Below are 14,064 nucleotides of genomic sequence, written 5' to 3' on the forward strand. Positions count from 1 at the left end.
TGTTGGTAGACCCACGGGAACGATGGGTGCCTTGCACAATCCTGTGCCGCGCCGCTTCACCTCACCTCCCGCGGCGCACCCAGGAGCAGCTGCAGGATCACGTGATCTGCCGGGTCGAGGGGCCGGCCGAGCTGCAGCTGCATGATGAGAATGAAATGAGTTTCACGTCTTGTCCATTGGGCGGATGTATAGTTATGCAATTATCCGCCGGCTTGCGCGGCTTTTCCCGCTTCGCTCGGTCGACCGCCGCCGCGCTTCCGCTCCTGCCATGACGCCAGCGCCCGGTCCAATCGGTCACTGCAGCGCGGCCGTGATGGGCAACGGTGCGAGCCCTGGCACTGCAGCCCCCATGGCAGCCCGTTGGACCATACGGCCAGAATGGCCACATGACATGCGCGCAATTGCGGGCTGAGCGCAGATAAGCTTCGGAAGCGTCCGGCAAAGTCCCTCCGGAGAAATCCGCGAGCGGCTTTGCATGTGTCTTCGCCTCAGCCTGAGCAAGACGAATTTGCACATCCGCAAAGCAGCTTATGGGTGAGCAACATTCAGCACCCGGCGAGGAGGGCAGCCTGTCAGCGAAGCAGGCTGCGGAGATCGGCGATCTCTTCCTGCTCGACCATGCGGAATCCGTCCACCCAGATCTTGGCGCTGACCTGGCTGTCCTGCTCCAACGCGATCAAGGCCGCATCGCAGGCTTCGCGAACTGTCGCATAATCCTTGCGCTGCGAGGATCCGAGACGGCCCAGGCGGTGCAGGAAGACCTTGGCCTGTCGGTTGTTGCTGACGCCTATGAGCTTGTTCATGATCTTCGCCTCCCAGGACGAAGTGCTCGGCGATGCCGGTATCCTGAGCAACAGAGGATCTCAGGATATAGACTCAGTTTACATGGAGACCGTGACAAGGAAACAACATAGTTAAGGCCCTGGCATGTTCTGCACGAAAAATTTCCGGTCCGTCTTGCCCGGGCGCGCCTCCATAGCGGTGGCGCCTCATCCATTGCAGCCTAGAGCCAGTTCCTGGCAAGAATGAGTCCGGAATGCACCATCCGGGAGGCTCGATCGTTCACGAAACGCTGAGCTGCCGGCAACGGCGCGCCGGCTGCGCGAAGGAATGTGCCAGGCATGCCGGAAGGCACGAATGTCTGCCGCATCTGCGGCAGCCCGCCCCTCGCGCGTCAGAAGACGACGGCCAAGACGGTGACCGCCCCAAAGCTTGCGATCGCCAGCAACACCACGGTGGCTTCAATCCGCTTGAAGAAGCGCTCCTCGTCCCTGTCCCGATCCTTGATCCTCATCATCCCTGCCTCCGGTGCGGCAATCCGCTGCTGCCGCCACTCGTTCTCTTGGTCGACCTACAAATCGGTACACTGAATGTTAGGGGCTCGGCGCAGCAGAACCCATGCCGAGGGTAGGTGACGGGACCCGACCATCACGGTCTGGGGACATGGCGAAGCAACAAACGCCGACAGCCGAGCACCCGTCGCAAACAGAACAGGCGGTTTGGTTAATTGGTTCCAAATCCGCGCGTCACACCGGCACCACCCTGCAAAGTATCGCGCCCCAACAGCCATCGGCTGCCTTGGAAAAGATAAGGCGATGCTGTTAACGATTTATCGCTATTACACGTTCGTGCGTAACGTGTGCGGTGGGGCGGAAGGTTTGCGTCGCCCGCAGGAGAAAGCCGCGTCCAGAGTATCCACTTCGCTCGAAAATGCTTCAGGAGTGATCAATGACTTTGCGCATCATGCTTGGTGGGATTGCCTCGTTGCTTGTGCTCGCCGCAGCTCCGGTGGCTGCGCAGCAGCAGCAGCCTGGCGTTGTCTATGATGACGGCGAACCCCATGCCGCGCCTGGTTCCGGCATAACGGGGCAGGAGAATGCCGAGGAGAAAGACCTCTCGAAAGACAACAACGCCGCCTCCGATTACGATCCGGAGGACGAGGAGGGGCCGGGATCGGTGGTGAAACGCGATCCCACCGAAGCAGAAGGCTCGGGCACCGAGGGCGAGCCGACCGATTGACCTCGGGCCAGACCCTCAGGCCAGACCCTCAAGTCACGCATGGTGCGACATCGCGGAACCGCACCTCATTCCGCGGGTGACGTTTCGCCTTGTTCCATACGGGCGAGCACGCGGCCGAGATCGATGAACAGCTGCAGCGCATCGTCCGCGGGGATCGATACGGTCATCGTCAGTCCAGCATTATCGAATTCCAGCATGACGCAACGCTCGCCATGCTCGCTCGTGACGCACATAACCTTGGGACGATTCACTTTGCCTTGCCTCCCATTGCGCACAGACCCTCTCGCCAAGGTGCTTGGAGCATCTGGAACGAGATAGGACAAAAGTCTAGGGGGCTTGAAAAAACTTGCTGGGCAAGGCGCGAGCCGACGCCGCGCATCAACAGCGTTATCCACAACAGAAACACGGAGCGATTGTGAGAAAACCAAAATTGCTCCGATATCAGATTCACTCAATCTCGTTTCCTGCCTAGAATTTTCAAACTACATCATCGGTGGGTGAGCTGACGTTTGCCGACACGGTCTAATTCGAAGGATTTGCTCTCTTTCCGGCTTATTTGTGGTCGCCTCCGATTTGACACAATCGAGCAAATTGCGCCAAATGAATACCAGCATTGCGGATAACGACGGTTCTAGAAATCCGGCGGGGAGGCCATCATGCAGGACGAGCGACTGAAAGATGTTCGCGGGAAGCTGACGCGTGTACCTGAAGCCAATTTCGAAGCCCTGAGCGACCGAGAACTCTGGGAATATATCGTCACCCGCGCGCTTCCGGAGGGGGATGCTTTCGCGGCAGCGGACTGGATCTTCGAAAAGCACAAGAATCTCGGCAGGGCGCTTTATGAATGTGAGCGGCTCATGCATTCCACGCCGGTCGTCGAGACCATCTGCCGGGAACTGAGGATCATGCTGGAGGTATGCTGCCGGGTCTCCCGCGCGCGGCTGACCAGGCGATCGGCGATCAGAAACCACGACGAGATCATCGATTACTGCAAGGCGAGGATGGCCCATCTCGATCGGGAACAGCTGCGGCTCCTGTGCTTCGATGCACGCTACCGCTTGATCGCGGACGAGATTCAGCAGACGGGAACCGTCAATCATGTCGCGGCCTATCCGCGGGAGATCGCGCTGCGCTCGCTGGATTTCGGCGCCGCGGCCATCGTGCTCGCGCACAACCATCCATCGGGAGATCCGACGCCTTCGCAATCTGACATTCATCTCACGCGCACGATTATCCAGTGTCTGGAGCCGCTCGGGATAAAGGTGCTCGATCACGTGATCATCGCACGCGATCTGAATGCCAGTTTCCGCAGGCTCGGCCTCTTGGAAGGAGCCAACAACAATCGCCTGCGCTGAGGATTTCTCGCGGTGCAGCGGCGGTCGAGGGAGCACCGCTGCATTGATCGGCCGGTTGGCCGCATCAAAAGATCGCCCCGCGATCCCGATGGAGCGCCCGCCCGCTGCGGTCAATTTGCGGTGATCGGGCGCCGCTTCGGGTCGAACGGCGCCGGCCGTTGCGTTAGCTAATGGCCATGCGCCGTTTGCTTTGTCTGATCCTGTTCATAGGCCTTCTCACGCCGGCCGCGGGCAGCGCCCAGGAGGAACGATCCCCGCCATCTGTCGAGGATCGCCTGACCGCGCTGCTCGACCGTGCGGAGGCGCTTTCCCCGCTGGAAACGGTGGTGATTGCCCATGAGGGTGAGATCATCGCCGAGCGCGGCTATCGCGGCCATTCCGCCGATGCGCCAGCCAATATCAAGTCGGCCTCGAAATCGGTCATGTCGGCCCTGATCGGCATCGCCATCGACAAAGGCGTGCTGAAGGGTGTCGATCAGAAGATCGCGCCCATTCTGCGCGACGACCTGCCGCCCGATCCCGATCCGCGGATCGAGGAGATCACCATCGGGCACCTGCTGTCCATGCAGGCAGGGCTGGGCCGCACCTCCGGGCCCAATTACGGGCGCTGGGTTGCAAGCGCCAACTGGGTTCGCTCCGCGCTGGCGCAACCCTTCGTCGATGATCCCGGTGGCGACATGCTCTATTCCACCGGATCCACGCACTTGCTTTCAGCGATCCTCACCCGGCTGACCGGACGCTCCACCCTGGCGCTTGCCCGGGACTGGCTCGAGCCGCTGGCCGGCTTCGAGATCGCCGACTGGGAGCGCGATCCGCAAGGGATCTATCTCGGCGGCAACCAGATGGCCATGAGCCCCAAATCGCTGCTCGCGTTCGGCGAACTCTATCGCAACGGCGGCAGGACCCGCGACGGCAAGCAACTCATATCGGAGGCCTGGATCGAGCAGTCCTGGCAGGCCCGCACCAGCTCGCGCTATACAGGCGATGGCTACGGCTATGGCTGGTTCTCGCGCGAGATCGGCGGGAAGCGGGTGCATTATGCCTGGGGTTTCGGCGGTCAGATGCTCTATATCGTGCCGGAGCTCAACCTCACGGTGGTGATGACGTCGCAAGCCACCCAGGCCGCCGCCCGGAACGGCCACCGGAGCGACCTGCACCAGCTGCTGAGCGAGATCATCGCGATTTTCGAAAGCTCTCCCGCCTGAGGCTTGGCGCCGGCGTGCCCGGCGCGCTGGCCATCCATTCGGAACCTGCCGCCGTCCCGCACGTTCCCCGCTCATTCCAACAGCAACGGTTCCGGGCCAGCGCATTCCGGAGGTTGTGGGGCGGAGGCCGCGGGTGAACGAAAAACGGGAGAAAGCGGCAATCTCCAAGACGATCGGCAAGGAAGAGCTCTTCGAGCTGATCCTCGACAGCGCGACGGACTACGCCATTTTCACCACCGATCCGCGCGGCCTGGTCACCAGCTGGAACAGTGGGGCAGAGCGGCTGTTCGGCTTCTCCGAAGAGGAGATTGTCGGCCAGTCGGGCGATCTGATCTTCACGCCGGAGGACCGGGTGGCCGGCGCGCCCGAGGAGGAGCGGCTGCGTGCATTCGCCGAGGGCCGCGCCATGGACGAGCGCTGGCACATGCGCCAGAACGGCAGCCGCTTCTGGGCCTCGGGCATGATGATGGCCCTGAAGGATCCTTCGCGGGGTTTCGTCAAGATCACGCGGGATCGGACCGAGCAGCACGAGGCGGAGCGCCGCCTGCGCGAAAGCGAGGAGCGGTTTCGCCTGCTGGCCACCAACATCCCGCAGCTGGTGTTCCGGGCCCTCGACGACGGGCAGCGGCACTGGAGCAGCCCGCAATGGGGCGAATTCACCGGCCTCGGCCTTGACGAAAGCCAGGGCTTCGGCTGGCTTGATGCGGTGCATCCAGACGACCGCGACCCGGCACTCCAGGCCTGGCAGGAGGCGCGAGCGACGGGGGAATATTACCACGAGCACCGGATCAGGCGCGCCGATGGCGAATATCGCTGGCACCAGACCCGCGCCAGGCCGATCGAGACACCAGACGGATCGAACAGCGAGTGGGTCGGCACCACCACCGACATTCATGCGCTCAAGCGCATGCAGGGCCGCCAGCAAGTCCTGCTCGCGGAACTTCAGCACCGCACCCGCAATCTGCTCGCCGTGGTGATGTCCGTCGCCAACCAAACCATCAGGACCAGTCCGTCGCTCGATTATTTCCGGGCAGAATTCGAAAGCCGGCTGCTCGCCCTCAGCCGCGTTCAGGGGCTGCTGGCGCAAGGCGACCAGAACCGCGCCGATATCCTTGAACTGGTATCGGCGGAACTGGCGGCCCATGTCCATGATACGGATCAGCCGGACAAGGTGCGCATAGACGGGCCGGCAGCACCCCTTTCGGCGTCTGCCGCGCAAACCATGGGACTCGCCGTTCACGAGCTCGCCACCAACGCGGTCAAGTACGGCGCACTGGCCCAGCCAGGCGCCAAGCTCACGGTGACGTGGACCATAGAGGAGGCACACAACCGGCCATGGGTGCGGCTGGAATGGCGCGAAACCGGGGTTCGCATGCCCGAAAGCGGCACGCCGCTGCGCCGCGGCTACGGGCGCGAGCTGATCGAGCGCGCGCTCCGCTATCAGCTGGATGCCGACACGAGATTGGTCTTCGGCCCAGACGGCGTGAGCTGCATCATCGTGCTACCGGTCGACACGTGGGCCGGAGCAGAGGTGTGATTGAGAGCCGGGCGCCTGGCCGGCCTGGCGCGTGTTCGGCCATGGCACGCTTCCATGATCTTCAGACGAGCCATTCGGTGTCGAGAGACAGGGAAGCGCGAAAGACCGGCGTATTGTGCTCATCGCGAACGGTCACGACGAACACATGGCGATCGCCGTTGGGGAGCTTGTCTTGAGCAATATCGGGCAGGGCGCGAATGGCCTTCGCGCGCAGGCTGGCGCGTGTTTCGATCTCCTGCCCCATTTCGTCCCTGGTGAATCGCTCGCCGTCATCGATATCAAAATAATACCGCGCCATCCTCGGCTCCATCACTGATGCGCCGATCCTGCTCAACCCCGTTTGCCTCGAGCGGTTCCGATCTGCGTCAGGTGACGGGCTCTTCGGGCATCGCTCGGCCCAGTTTCGATTTCCGGTTCAAGTGAAGGTAGTTGGGATGGAACTCCGCAAACTCGGTCAGCCGTTCGGGATCGGGGATGGTCAGCATCTTGCCTCGTAATACAACCAATCCGTCTTCCCTAAGTTGCTGAAGCACACGATTTGCATGAACGGTCGAGATCCCGAGAGCATCCGCCAGGTCCTCCTGGCTCATCGGCATCGGAAAGGTGGTGCCGCTGACATAGCCGACCACTTTCAGCCGCAGGTGGAGCTCGCAGAAGAGATGTGCCATCTGCTTGTCGGCCGGGAGCTGGCCCATGGTGGCAAGCCAGGCGCGCAGGGTGCCCTCGTCCACCAGGCTCGACCACCACAGCGCCCGCGCAATCCGCGGAAAGCGCTCGGTCACGTCGTTTATGGCCGGATGGGAGATTTCTACGACCTTGCAGCTGGTAATGGTGCCGATCGAGTGATCCATTTCGCCGAGGATCGGCACGTGAAGATCGCAGAAGTCTCCGGGCACCAGGAAGGCGACGATCGAGCGGCGGCCATTCGCCAGGATCTTGTAGCGGCAGGCAAAGCCTTCGAGCACGATCCGCACATGCTCGGGCTCCTCATATTCCCGGATCAGGTCGATCTTGGCCTCTGCGCTGTGCCAGCTGGCGCTGAGCTCGGCAAGCTTGGTTCGATCGGTGTCGGTGAGGTCGGCCCCGTGCTCGAGCCGCAGGATCATCGGGTTGTGCATCGGTCTTCCCTGGGAGCGCGCAGCTCCGAAAACGAGCTCTCCTCACATCGCTATAGAGGAAACCTCACCTTCGCAAGTGTGCCGGCCGGATTCGCGCGGGCAACGACCAGCGCGCCTCGCAGGCGGGCAACGAGACTTTCGACCAGCCACAGCCCCGTCAGCGCCCGGTCGGACGGCATGAGCGCCGGCCATCTGTCCGGATCGATCCCGATACCGTCATCCCGGACGCAGAGACATCCCTGGCCATCCGCCGTGGTCGAAAGCCCGATGCGCACCTGGCCTTCGCCGCGGCCCGGGAACGCATGCTCGATCGCGTTGCTCACCAGCTCGTGGATGACAAGCGCGAGGATCATTGCCGCCTTGTCGGGAATGGCAAGGCCATTCTCGATCTCAAGGGTCACCGAAATGCCCTGTCTGGCGCCGAGGGTGTCCCACGCCTTCGTCATCTCCAGCAGGTGCAGGCCGAAAGTCTCGCCGCTGACCGCGGCCATCGACCGCTGCAGCGTCACGGCTAAAGTGACGACGGAATGCACAGCCTTGAGCCGGGCGCGCGCTTCTTCATGCTGTGCTGCCCGCATTTGCTGAAGCACGAAGCCGGCAAGCATCTGGAAGGTGTTCGCCAGGCGATGCCGCATCTCGGCCAGGAGAATTTCAGCGTCGCTCCCTTCACCGCTGGTCGCCATGCCCCCAACCCCACCAACCGGCAACCTGCAAAACCGGATGTCCCATGCCTAGCCAACGGGAGGGCGGGGAGCCATAACCTATGTTAAAATCGACGGCCGATGCCGATCGAGAGAGGATGGAGAGAAGCTCTCGGATGGAAGCTGGCCGGCGCTGCCCTTGTGGGAGAGGCCGGCCGCTTCGCCCGCGGCTCCGCCGCTCAGCGTCTGATCGCCCGGCCAGCCGCAATGAGAATGCAGGCGCCGATGAAGCCGGCGATGAGATAGCCGAGCCATCCGCCCAACGAGACACCGAACAGACCGAGAATGGCATTGGCGATCACGGCGCCGACGACGCCGAGCAAGATGTTCATGAGTATGCCTGTGTCGCTCTTCATGAATATCTCGGCGAGCCAACCGGCTATGCCCCCGATGATGATTGCCGCAATCCAGCCTACGCCCGCGTCTTCCATGGGACCCTCCTTGAGTCGTTGCGATACGGATGATCACATGATTCATCGCGGCAACAAAGGGTTGTCATGCAATGCTTGGGGGCAGCATCCCCGATGCTGCATGCGGCAGATCTGGCTGGACGGCAAGGTGCCCGGCTAGGAAACGTTCCTGTCGTGCCAGGATTGCCTCAAGACACGGCGGTTCTGCCGTTCCCGATGGCGCTTCACCTGCCATTCGACCAGCAAGTACAGCACCCCTGCAACACAGATGCCTAGAAGTCCGTACAGCACACTCCGCTCCTGGGCAGGCGCCTTAGATCGCTTTCAAGCACGAAACATGCCAGCTGGAATTTGGCGCGGCCCCGTAACATGATGATGAAGGATGGCCGGAAAATGGCTGCACAGCCGGCAGGCAGGAAGAGGGGCCCTCGAGGAGGAGCGGGCGCGGCAGGCTAAAAAACGCGCAACCGCCCGGAGCTTGGGCCCCGAGCGGTGGCGCAGAGAGACGGGTGGGATCGCTCGAAAATGCGCTTAGAGCATTCCCTCTTTCTTCGCCGTCTTGCGCGCGGCATCCGTGGCGGCCTCGCCGGCCGAGATCACCGTCTCGGCAAGGCCGGCATCCGGCTGATCGGGATGGTAGGCCTTCTCACGGCCGGCCTCATACGCCTCGGAAGCCACATTCTGGACCTTCTGGACCGCCTCCTGGCCGTAGGACTTGGCGCTATCCCTCACCTGGTCGCGCGCGCTGCCGAGCAGGCGATCTTCCTGGCGCGTGGAGGGCAGGGCGGCCCCGATCGCCGCACCGACCGCCACCGCCACGGCGCCGACCACGAGCGGATTTTCGCGCAGGGCGTGGTTGAAGCTGCTCCAGGTCGATTGCATCATGTCATTGGCGCGGTATCCGGCATCGGTGGTGCGCCGATAGAGCGAGCGGGTCGAGCGGTAGGCCGCATCCTGCATGTCCCGGGCGGAGTGGCGGATGGTGCCAGCTGCACCCGTCGAGGCGCCGGAGATGGAGCCGAACGTCCTCTGGGCGCTTTCCATCGCACCCGAGACCGCGGATTTGGCCGTATCGGTCACGCGTCTGATCGCACCCGAGCCATCCCCACGCGAGCCGCCGTTCATGCCCCGGGCGCGGTCACCTTCCATGCCTTCGGCGCGATAGGGATCGAAATACGATCCCTCGTAGGCGCCTTCGCCGCGCCAGTTCACGTCGCGGGTGTGGTGATGGCTGCGGCGGCTGCCCTGCCCGAAGCAGAGCCAGGCGACGCCGGCCGCGATCAGGCCCAGGGCAAGCGGGTTGTCACGAACTTGGCGGCCGAGATTACGGGTCATCTCGGCGCCTTGGCCGTCCCGTATATAGCCCGACATTTCATCGAGAATCTGGCCCATGGATAGCCTGCTTTTCAGCTGATCGAGGGTTTCGTCCAAATGGTTCCTGTGCAGCTCGGCTTCGCGGGCCAAGCGTTCGGTCTCGGTGCTCATTGAGTTTGCTCCCTCAATGTTGGGTCATGCGGCGTCTGTTCTCGGAGCGTCTGCTCTCTGACGAGCTTGCTGTCCTTGCGGAACTGCTCGGCGGACCGGCTGGGCGCGAGATTGGCGGGCTCCAGGTTCTTCTTGCCCTTGGCGAGGAGCACCGCGCCGATGGCCGCGAGCACCACGCCCACGATCAGCGCGGCCCAGCCCGGCTCCATGACCTTGGACAAGGCGATCACCAGGGCCTGCACCAGCACGATCAGCGCGACCAGCAGGCAGATGGCACCGGCGGCGAGCGAGCCGCCCGCCACCTGCACTTGGGTGAACTTGTCAGCGAGCTCCGCCCGGATGAGGCGGCCTTCCGTCCTGAAGAGTTCGGTTGCCTCCTGCATCAAGTCAGCGAGAAGCTCGGAAAAGCTCCTGCTTTCACGCGGCTCAGCGGACATTGGTGCCTCCAGGCTGCTCGCGCATAGTATCGCTGCCGGCGGCGCGCCCGCCCGGCTTGCCGTCCGCCGGGGCGCCCTTCATTGGGCTCTGCGCAGCGCCCATCCCGCTTGCCGTCGTGCCGCTCGTGGGTGTGCCGCTTGCCGTCGTGCCGCTTGCGGCCGTTCCGCTTGCGCCCACCCCGCTTGCCGTCGTACGGCTTGTGCCTGTGCCGGCCGCGCCCGCGGTGGCGCCGCGCGCGGTGTTCATGGGCGATGATCTGGAGCTGGCTCTCGCGCTATCGGATTGGCCCATTTCGCCGGCCGACCAAGAGCGGTAGTCGCGCATATCCTCGTCCGTGCCGTGATCCGCGGAGGCGCGGGCAAAACGGCCCAGCGCGACCCCGGTGAGGGTGGCGCCGACCAGGAACGCAGCTGGCTGCCGCCGGGCGAAGCTCGTGATAGAGCGCGCGAGGTCGTCGACGCTCTTGCCCTGCAGCGCCTCCGCCGTCTGCTCCAAGCCGGATGCGGCGCGGCGCACGAGGTCCGCTGCGAGTGATTGATCGCGATTGCCGAGCTCATCCGAGGCCCTGCGGATGGCTGCGGTAAAGTCGCGTATGCTCTCGATGGCCACCGCTTTGCCGCTCTCGGCGCCCTCCCGCGCCTTTTCCTGGGCAGCGGAGACGATCCGGGAAGCGCCCTGGTTAAGGGCGTCGCGGGCGGCGTTGGTCGCGTTCTTGACGTCTTCGCGCATCGCGGCGTTCTCGCCCTGGAACGTGTCCTCGCGGTCGCCGCCGGCGCTTTTCTGATGTGATTGACGGAGAGTTCCATCCGAAGCCATAGCGCGCTCCTTCTTCAGGCAAGGCCGAGAAATGAGAGGATGAACAGAACGACGACGATCAGTCCGATGAGATAGATGATGCTGTGCATTGCTCACCTCAGGTGAAACGGCCCCGCCGCTGCCTTATGCGAGCGGGGCGTCCCACCGGCCGATGGCAGAGCGGGCAGATCGGGTCGGGCTGGTCCAAACCTGGACACCGATGCTCAACTTCCCATCGGATCTGCGTCGCCGGAGGGATCTGCCCAACAAACCAGGCCGGTGCGTCAGAGTTCCATTTTCGGCGGGAGAAACCTTGCGCTCGGCGCTGCGATGTCTTGCAGACCGGGCAATTAAAGAGGGAGCGGCCGACGGGATCGAAAATGGGGGCACTCGGTTTCCCGCCGGCCTGCGTACAACGTCACTGTACGCTACGCGAAAACGCACGACGCGCGATTTGGTTCCAGAGTTGCCGAATTCAGAACGGTGCCGTGAGAGGATCGGGACCCAGCCGGCCGCCTGGGTCATCGAGCGTCTGGAGACGAGCGAGATCGTCGCGGTCCAGCGCGAAGTCGAACACCGCAAAGTTTTCCGCAATCCTGGCGGGATTTGCCGACTTGGGAATGGCGGCCGAACCGATATCCAGGTGCCAGCGAATGATGACCTGGGCCGGTGTCTTGCCATGCTTGCGCGCGATCTCCCGGATCAGCGGCTCGCCGAGCAGGCTGCCCCGGCCGAGCGGACTCCACGCTTGAGTGGCGATGTCGTAACGGGCATGCGCCTCGCGAAGGTCGCGGCGCTGGAACCGCGGGTGCAGCTCGACTTGGTTCAGAACCGGGCGGACGCCGGTCTCCGCAATCAGCCGCTCGATATGGTCGGGGTTGAAGTTGGAAACCCCGATGGAGCGGGTGCGGCCTTCCTCCTTGAGCCGGATCAGGGCGCGCCAGCTGTCGACATAGGCGTTGCGCTTGGGCGCGGGCCAATGGATGAGGTAGAGATCGACGTAATCGACCCCCAGGCGGGCAACACTCTGGTCGAAGGCCTTCAATGCCCGGTCATAGCCTTGATCGTCGTTCCACAATTTGGTGGTCAGGAAGATGCGCTCGCGCGGCACGCCCGAAGCCCTGATCCCCTCGCCGACGCCGGTCTCGTTGCCGTAGATGGAGGCGGTGTCGATCTGGCGATAGCCCAGCTCGAGCGCGTTCTGCACGATGGCAGCCGTCGCATCGGCCGGTGTCTGCCAGACCCCGAGCCCAAGCTGCGGAATGGTATGACCGTCATGGAGTGCGATTGTCGGCGCAGCGATCATCATGCCTCTCCTGAATGTGATCCGGAGGCGATGCCGCCGGGAAGGCATGCCCGCGGCGTGGAATGGAATGTCTGCCCTATGTAGGGGCCTATGCTACTGTTCGACAACAGCGACGAGGCCGGCGCGATCCCATGCCAAGTCGCTCACAGCCTCCAGACGACGGCGGCCAAGAGCATGGAAATCTTGACGGCCAAGACTATCGCGCCTATGTTACTTCCATCGATCTTTTGTTGAACGACTTTTGTTTGCGGCCGCCTCCGAGCAGCGGAACAAGCTCTTCCTTCAAAAATCGACCTGACGCTTGCTGGCTTGATTGTCGGCGAGGGAGCTAAACTATTGTCTGAAGAGGGCTCTTCATGAGTGCTGGGACCGTAAAGTGGTTCAACACGACCAAAGGCTATGGATTTATTCAGCCGGATGACGGCGGGAAGGACGTGTTCGTCCACATCTCTGCCGTCGAGCGCTCCGGTCTCGACACGCTGCGCGAGGGCGACAAGCTGACCTACGAGGTGGTGCGCGATGCCAAGTCGGGCAAGTCCTCGGCTGAACGGCTGCAGATGGCGTGAATTCATCTCGCCGCCGACCACGGATGTACTGGCGGCGGCTGAGACGGGAAAGGTCGGACTTTGTCCGGCCTTTTTTGTTTGGCAGCACGTCGCATCGCGCGGCGAAAACAATGGCCTTTGCGGCCTTCGCTTCTCCTCGAAGGGAAGGGTGCTTTGCCCCATGTCAGTGCAGCGCGCGCGACTTCTGTGGCCGGTTCTGCTTTCCCTTTGACAAGCCGGATTAACGTTGATATCAACCTATATATTGGCGCACGCGAATATCGGAGAGAGCCATGAACACGAAAATCTTCGTCAATCTGCCGGTCAGCGATCTCGACAGGTCGATGGGCTTTTTCAAAACCCTGGGCTACTCGTTCAATCCCCAGTTCACGAACGAGGAGGCCGCCTGCATGGTGATCAGCGAGCATATCTACGCCATGCTGATCACCAAGCCGCGCTTCAAGGACTTCACCAAGAAGGAAATCGCCGACGCGACGAAAACGACAGAGGTCCTCATCGCCCTTTCCGCCGAAAGCCGGGATGCGGTGAACCGGCTCGTCGACACGGCGCTGGCCTCCGGGGCAACCGAAGCGCTCCCGCCGCAGGACCATGGCTTCATGTTCGTGCGAAGCTTCAATGACCCGGACGGCCACATCTGGGAGATCTTGTGGATGGATCCCGCGGCGGTGGCGCGCGAGTGAGCGTTCGCTGCTCACGCTGCGATATCGCAGCCTCGGCAGGCGCTTGCCTTCAAGCCCTCCCATGAAAAGCCGAACCGCCCGTTCGCCGTTTTCATGCACGAACCCGCGCGGGCAAAATGGCCACGGATCAAATAGGCCTCGTCGCGGGTTGTCCTCATGCGCTCACGCGAACGATGAGGAGTTGGCTATGGAAGGTGGGGAACTCGGCGGCCTCTGGTGGCTCATCATGGATGTGGTGCTGGTTGCCATCCTCGCGGCTGCCATCATCTACGGAACCATGCGCTGGCGGAGGAAAAATCGGTCACCGGCGCAGAAGGCGGAGACCGAGCGCGTCGTCAAGGAGCATTACGAGGCGCCTGACCGCCAGGGCTGAGACCGCCGGCGCGCCGGCGCGCTTGCGGGCAGGTCCGGCCGTGGCCTAGGCTAGGATCAGGACACGCCGGCCTGCG

19 protein-coding genes are annotated in these 14,064 nt (G+C 63.1%); 7 read left to right on the forward strand and 12 right to left on the reverse strand.

The features are described 5' to 3' along the window. Positions 1–56 precede the first annotated feature (56 nt). The 3 genes from E4P09_RS26000 to E4P09_RS26715 all read right to left on the reverse strand — a co-directional run bounded on the left by E4P09_RS26000 (position 57) and on the right by E4P09_RS26715 (position 1,297). Positions 57–200, reverse strand: coding sequence for a hypothetical protein (locus E4P09_RS26000; protein ID WP_170984423.1), 144 nt, complete (start codon positions 198–200; stop codon positions 57–59). A 372-nt stretch (positions 201–572) separates the two neighbouring features. Next, a complete protein-coding gene (locus E4P09_RS14065; protein ID WP_137390190.1) occupies positions 573–803 on the reverse strand; it encodes a hypothetical protein in 231 nt (76 codons plus the stop codon). Positions 804–1,174: 371 nt separating this feature from the next. Beyond that, a complete protein-coding gene (locus tag E4P09_RS26715; RefSeq protein ID WP_275406468.1) occupies positions 1,175–1,297 on the reverse strand; it encodes a hypothetical protein in 123 nt (40 codons plus the stop codon). A gap of 431 nt (positions 1,298–1,728) precedes the next feature. Between E4P09_RS26715 and E4P09_RS14070 the strand changes: the two genes are divergently transcribed. Further along, complete coding sequence (locus tag E4P09_RS14070; protein WP_137390191.1) at positions 1,729–2,019, forward strand: hypothetical protein; 291 nt, start codon at positions 1,729–1,731, stop codon at positions 2,017–2,019. A gap of 65 nt (positions 2,020–2,084) precedes the next feature. Here the strand turns inward: E4P09_RS14070 and E4P09_RS26720 are convergent, their stop codons facing one another. Continuing rightward, entirely contained in the window at positions 2,085–2,216 is a 132-nt protein-coding gene (locus E4P09_RS26720) for a hypothetical protein (RefSeq protein ID WP_275406469.1), read from the reverse strand. A 459-nt stretch (positions 2,217–2,675) separates the two neighbouring features. On the opposite strand from E4P09_RS26720, the gene E4P09_RS14075 reads away from it, so the two are divergent. The 3 genes from E4P09_RS14075 (at position 2,676) to E4P09_RS14085 (ending at position 6,116) form a co-directional block, all read left to right on the forward strand. Beyond that, positions 2,676–3,374, forward strand: a complete 699-nt coding sequence (locus E4P09_RS14075; RefSeq protein ID WP_137390192.1) for a JAB domain-containing protein — start codon at positions 2,676–2,678, stop codon at positions 3,372–3,374. A 176-nt stretch (positions 3,375–3,550) separates the two neighbouring features. Further along, positions 3,551–4,579, forward strand: a complete 1,029-nt coding sequence (locus E4P09_RS14080) for a serine hydrolase domain-containing protein (RefSeq protein ID WP_137390193.1) — start codon at positions 3,551–3,553, stop codon at positions 4,577–4,579. A gap of 133 nt (positions 4,580–4,712) precedes the next feature. After that, entirely contained in the window at positions 4,713–6,116 is a 1,404-nt protein-coding gene (locus tag E4P09_RS14085; RefSeq protein WP_137390194.1) for a sensor histidine kinase, read from the forward strand. Positions 6,117–6,177: 61 nt separating this feature from the next. Here the strand turns inward: E4P09_RS14085 and E4P09_RS14090 are convergent, their stop codons facing one another. The 8 genes from E4P09_RS14090 to E4P09_RS14125 all read right to left on the reverse strand — a co-directional run bounded on the left by E4P09_RS14090 (position 6,178) and on the right by E4P09_RS14125 (position 12,369). Then, positions 6,178–6,450 carry a DUF6894 family protein gene (locus tag E4P09_RS14090; RefSeq protein ID WP_239025177.1) on the reverse strand — a complete coding sequence of 91 codons (273 nt, stop codon included), beginning with the start codon at positions 6,448–6,450 and terminating at the stop codon, positions 6,178–6,180. Positions 6,451–6,481: 31 nt separating this feature from the next. After that, positions 6,482–7,234 (reverse strand): Crp/Fnr family transcriptional regulator, encoded by a 753-nt coding sequence (locus E4P09_RS14095; RefSeq protein ID WP_137390195.1) that lies wholly within the window; start codon positions 7,232–7,234, stop codon positions 6,482–6,484. A 50-nt stretch (positions 7,235–7,284) separates the two neighbouring features. Further along, positions 7,285–7,917 carry a sensor histidine kinase gene (locus tag E4P09_RS14100; RefSeq protein WP_137390196.1) on the reverse strand — a complete coding sequence of 211 codons (633 nt, stop codon included), beginning with the start codon at positions 7,915–7,917 and terminating at the stop codon, positions 7,285–7,287. Between the two features lie 197 nt (positions 7,918–8,114). Further along, positions 8,115–8,366: a GlsB/YeaQ/YmgE family stress response membrane protein gene (locus E4P09_RS14105; RefSeq protein ID WP_137390197.1), complete on the reverse strand. Its 252-nt coding sequence runs from the start codon at positions 8,364–8,366 to the stop codon at positions 8,115–8,117. 510 nt (positions 8,367–8,876) lie between these two features. Next, positions 8,877–9,830, reverse strand: coding sequence for a DUF3618 domain-containing protein (locus tag E4P09_RS14110; protein ID WP_137390198.1), 954 nt, complete (start codon positions 9,828–9,830; stop codon positions 8,877–8,879). Continuing rightward, complete coding sequence (locus tag E4P09_RS14115; protein WP_137390199.1) at positions 9,827–10,267, reverse strand: phage holin family protein; 441 nt, start codon at positions 10,265–10,267, stop codon at positions 9,827–9,829. The genes E4P09_RS14110 and E4P09_RS14115 overlap by 4 nt, the downstream gene beginning before the upstream one ends. Further along, positions 10,257–11,084, reverse strand: a complete 828-nt coding sequence (locus E4P09_RS14120; RefSeq protein ID WP_137390200.1) for a hypothetical protein — start codon at positions 11,082–11,084, stop codon at positions 10,257–10,259. The genes E4P09_RS14115 and E4P09_RS14120 overlap by 11 nt, the downstream gene beginning before the upstream one ends. Before the next feature lie 454 nt (positions 11,085–11,538). Then, entirely contained in the window at positions 11,539–12,369 is an 831-nt protein-coding gene (locus E4P09_RS14125) for an aldo/keto reductase (protein ID WP_137390334.1), read from the reverse strand. A 356-nt stretch (positions 12,370–12,725) separates the two neighbouring features. Between E4P09_RS14125 and E4P09_RS14130 the strand changes: the two genes are divergently transcribed. From E4P09_RS14130 to E4P09_RS14140, 3 genes are all read left to right on the forward strand, one after another. Continuing rightward, a complete protein-coding gene (locus E4P09_RS14130) occupies positions 12,726–12,935 on the forward strand; it encodes a cold-shock protein (protein ID WP_137390201.1) in 210 nt (69 codons plus the stop codon). Between the two features lie 272 nt (positions 12,936–13,207). Next, positions 13,208–13,615, forward strand: coding sequence for a VOC family protein (locus E4P09_RS14135; protein ID WP_137390202.1), 408 nt, complete (start codon positions 13,208–13,210; stop codon positions 13,613–13,615). Positions 13,616–13,802: 187 nt separating this feature from the next. Next, a complete protein-coding gene (locus E4P09_RS14140) occupies positions 13,803–13,988 on the forward strand; it encodes a hypothetical protein (protein ID WP_137390203.1) in 186 nt (61 codons plus the stop codon). The last annotated feature ends 76 nt before the right edge of the window (positions 13,989–14,064 follow it).

The organism is Rhodoligotrophos defluvii (assembly GCF_005281615.1).
GTDB lineage: Bacteria > Pseudomonadota > Alphaproteobacteria > Rhizobiales > Im1 > Rhodoligotrophos > Rhodoligotrophos defluvii.

Coding starts and splice junctions, on each gene's coding strand:
- E4P09_RS14065 (WP_137390190.1), bottom strand. CDS start 803: ATGAACAAGCTCATAGGCGTCAGCAACAACCGACAGGCCAAGGTCTTC.
- E4P09_RS26715 (WP_275406468.1), bottom strand. CDS start 1,297: ATGATGAGGATCAAGGATCGGGACAGGGACGAGGAGCGCTTCTTCAAG.
- E4P09_RS14070 (WP_137390191.1), top strand. CDS start 1,729: ATGACTTTGCGCATCATGCTTGGTGGGATTGCCTCGTTGCTTGTGCTC.
- E4P09_RS26720 (WP_275406469.1), bottom strand. CDS start 2,216: ATGCTGGAATTCGATAATGCTGGACTGACGATGACCGTATCGATCCCC.
- E4P09_RS14075 (WP_137390192.1), top strand. CDS start 2,676: ATGCAGGACGAGCGACTGAAAGATGTTCGCGGGAAGCTGACGCGTGTA.
- E4P09_RS14080 (WP_137390193.1), top strand. CDS start 3,551: ATGCGCCGTTTGCTTTGTCTGATCCTGTTCATAGGCCTTCTCACGCCG.
- E4P09_RS14095 (WP_137390195.1), bottom strand. CDS start 7,234: ATGCACAACCCGATGATCCTGCGGCTCGAGCACGGGGCCGACCTCACC.
- E4P09_RS14100 (WP_137390196.1), bottom strand. CDS start 7,917: ATGGCGACCAGCGGTGAAGGGAGCGACGCTGAAATTCTCCTGGCCGAG.
- E4P09_RS14105 (WP_137390197.1), bottom strand. CDS start 8,366: ATGGAAGACGCGGGCGTAGGCTGGATTGCGGCAATCATCATCGGGGGC.
- E4P09_RS14110 (WP_137390198.1), bottom strand. CDS start 9,830: ATGAGCACCGAGACCGAACGCTTGGCCCGCGAAGCCGAGCTGCACAGG.
- E4P09_RS14115 (WP_137390199.1), bottom strand. CDS start 10,267: ATGTCCGCTGAGCCGCGTGAAAGCAGGAGCTTTTCCGAGCTTCTCGCT.
- E4P09_RS14120 (WP_137390200.1), bottom strand. CDS start 11,084: ATGGCTTCGGATGGAACTCTCCGTCAATCACATCAGAAAAGCGCCGGC.
- E4P09_RS14125 (WP_137390334.1), bottom strand. CDS start 12,369: ATGATCGCTGCGCCGACAATCGCACTCCATGACGGTCATACCATTCCG.
- E4P09_RS14130 (WP_137390201.1), top strand. CDS start 12,726: ATGAGTGCTGGGACCGTAAAGTGGTTCAACACGACCAAAGGCTATGGA.
- E4P09_RS14135 (WP_137390202.1), top strand. CDS start 13,208: ATGAACACGAAAATCTTCGTCAATCTGCCGGTCAGCGATCTCGACAGG.
- E4P09_RS14140 (WP_137390203.1), top strand. CDS start 13,803: ATGGAAGGTGGGGAACTCGGCGGCCTCTGGTGGCTCATCATGGATGTG.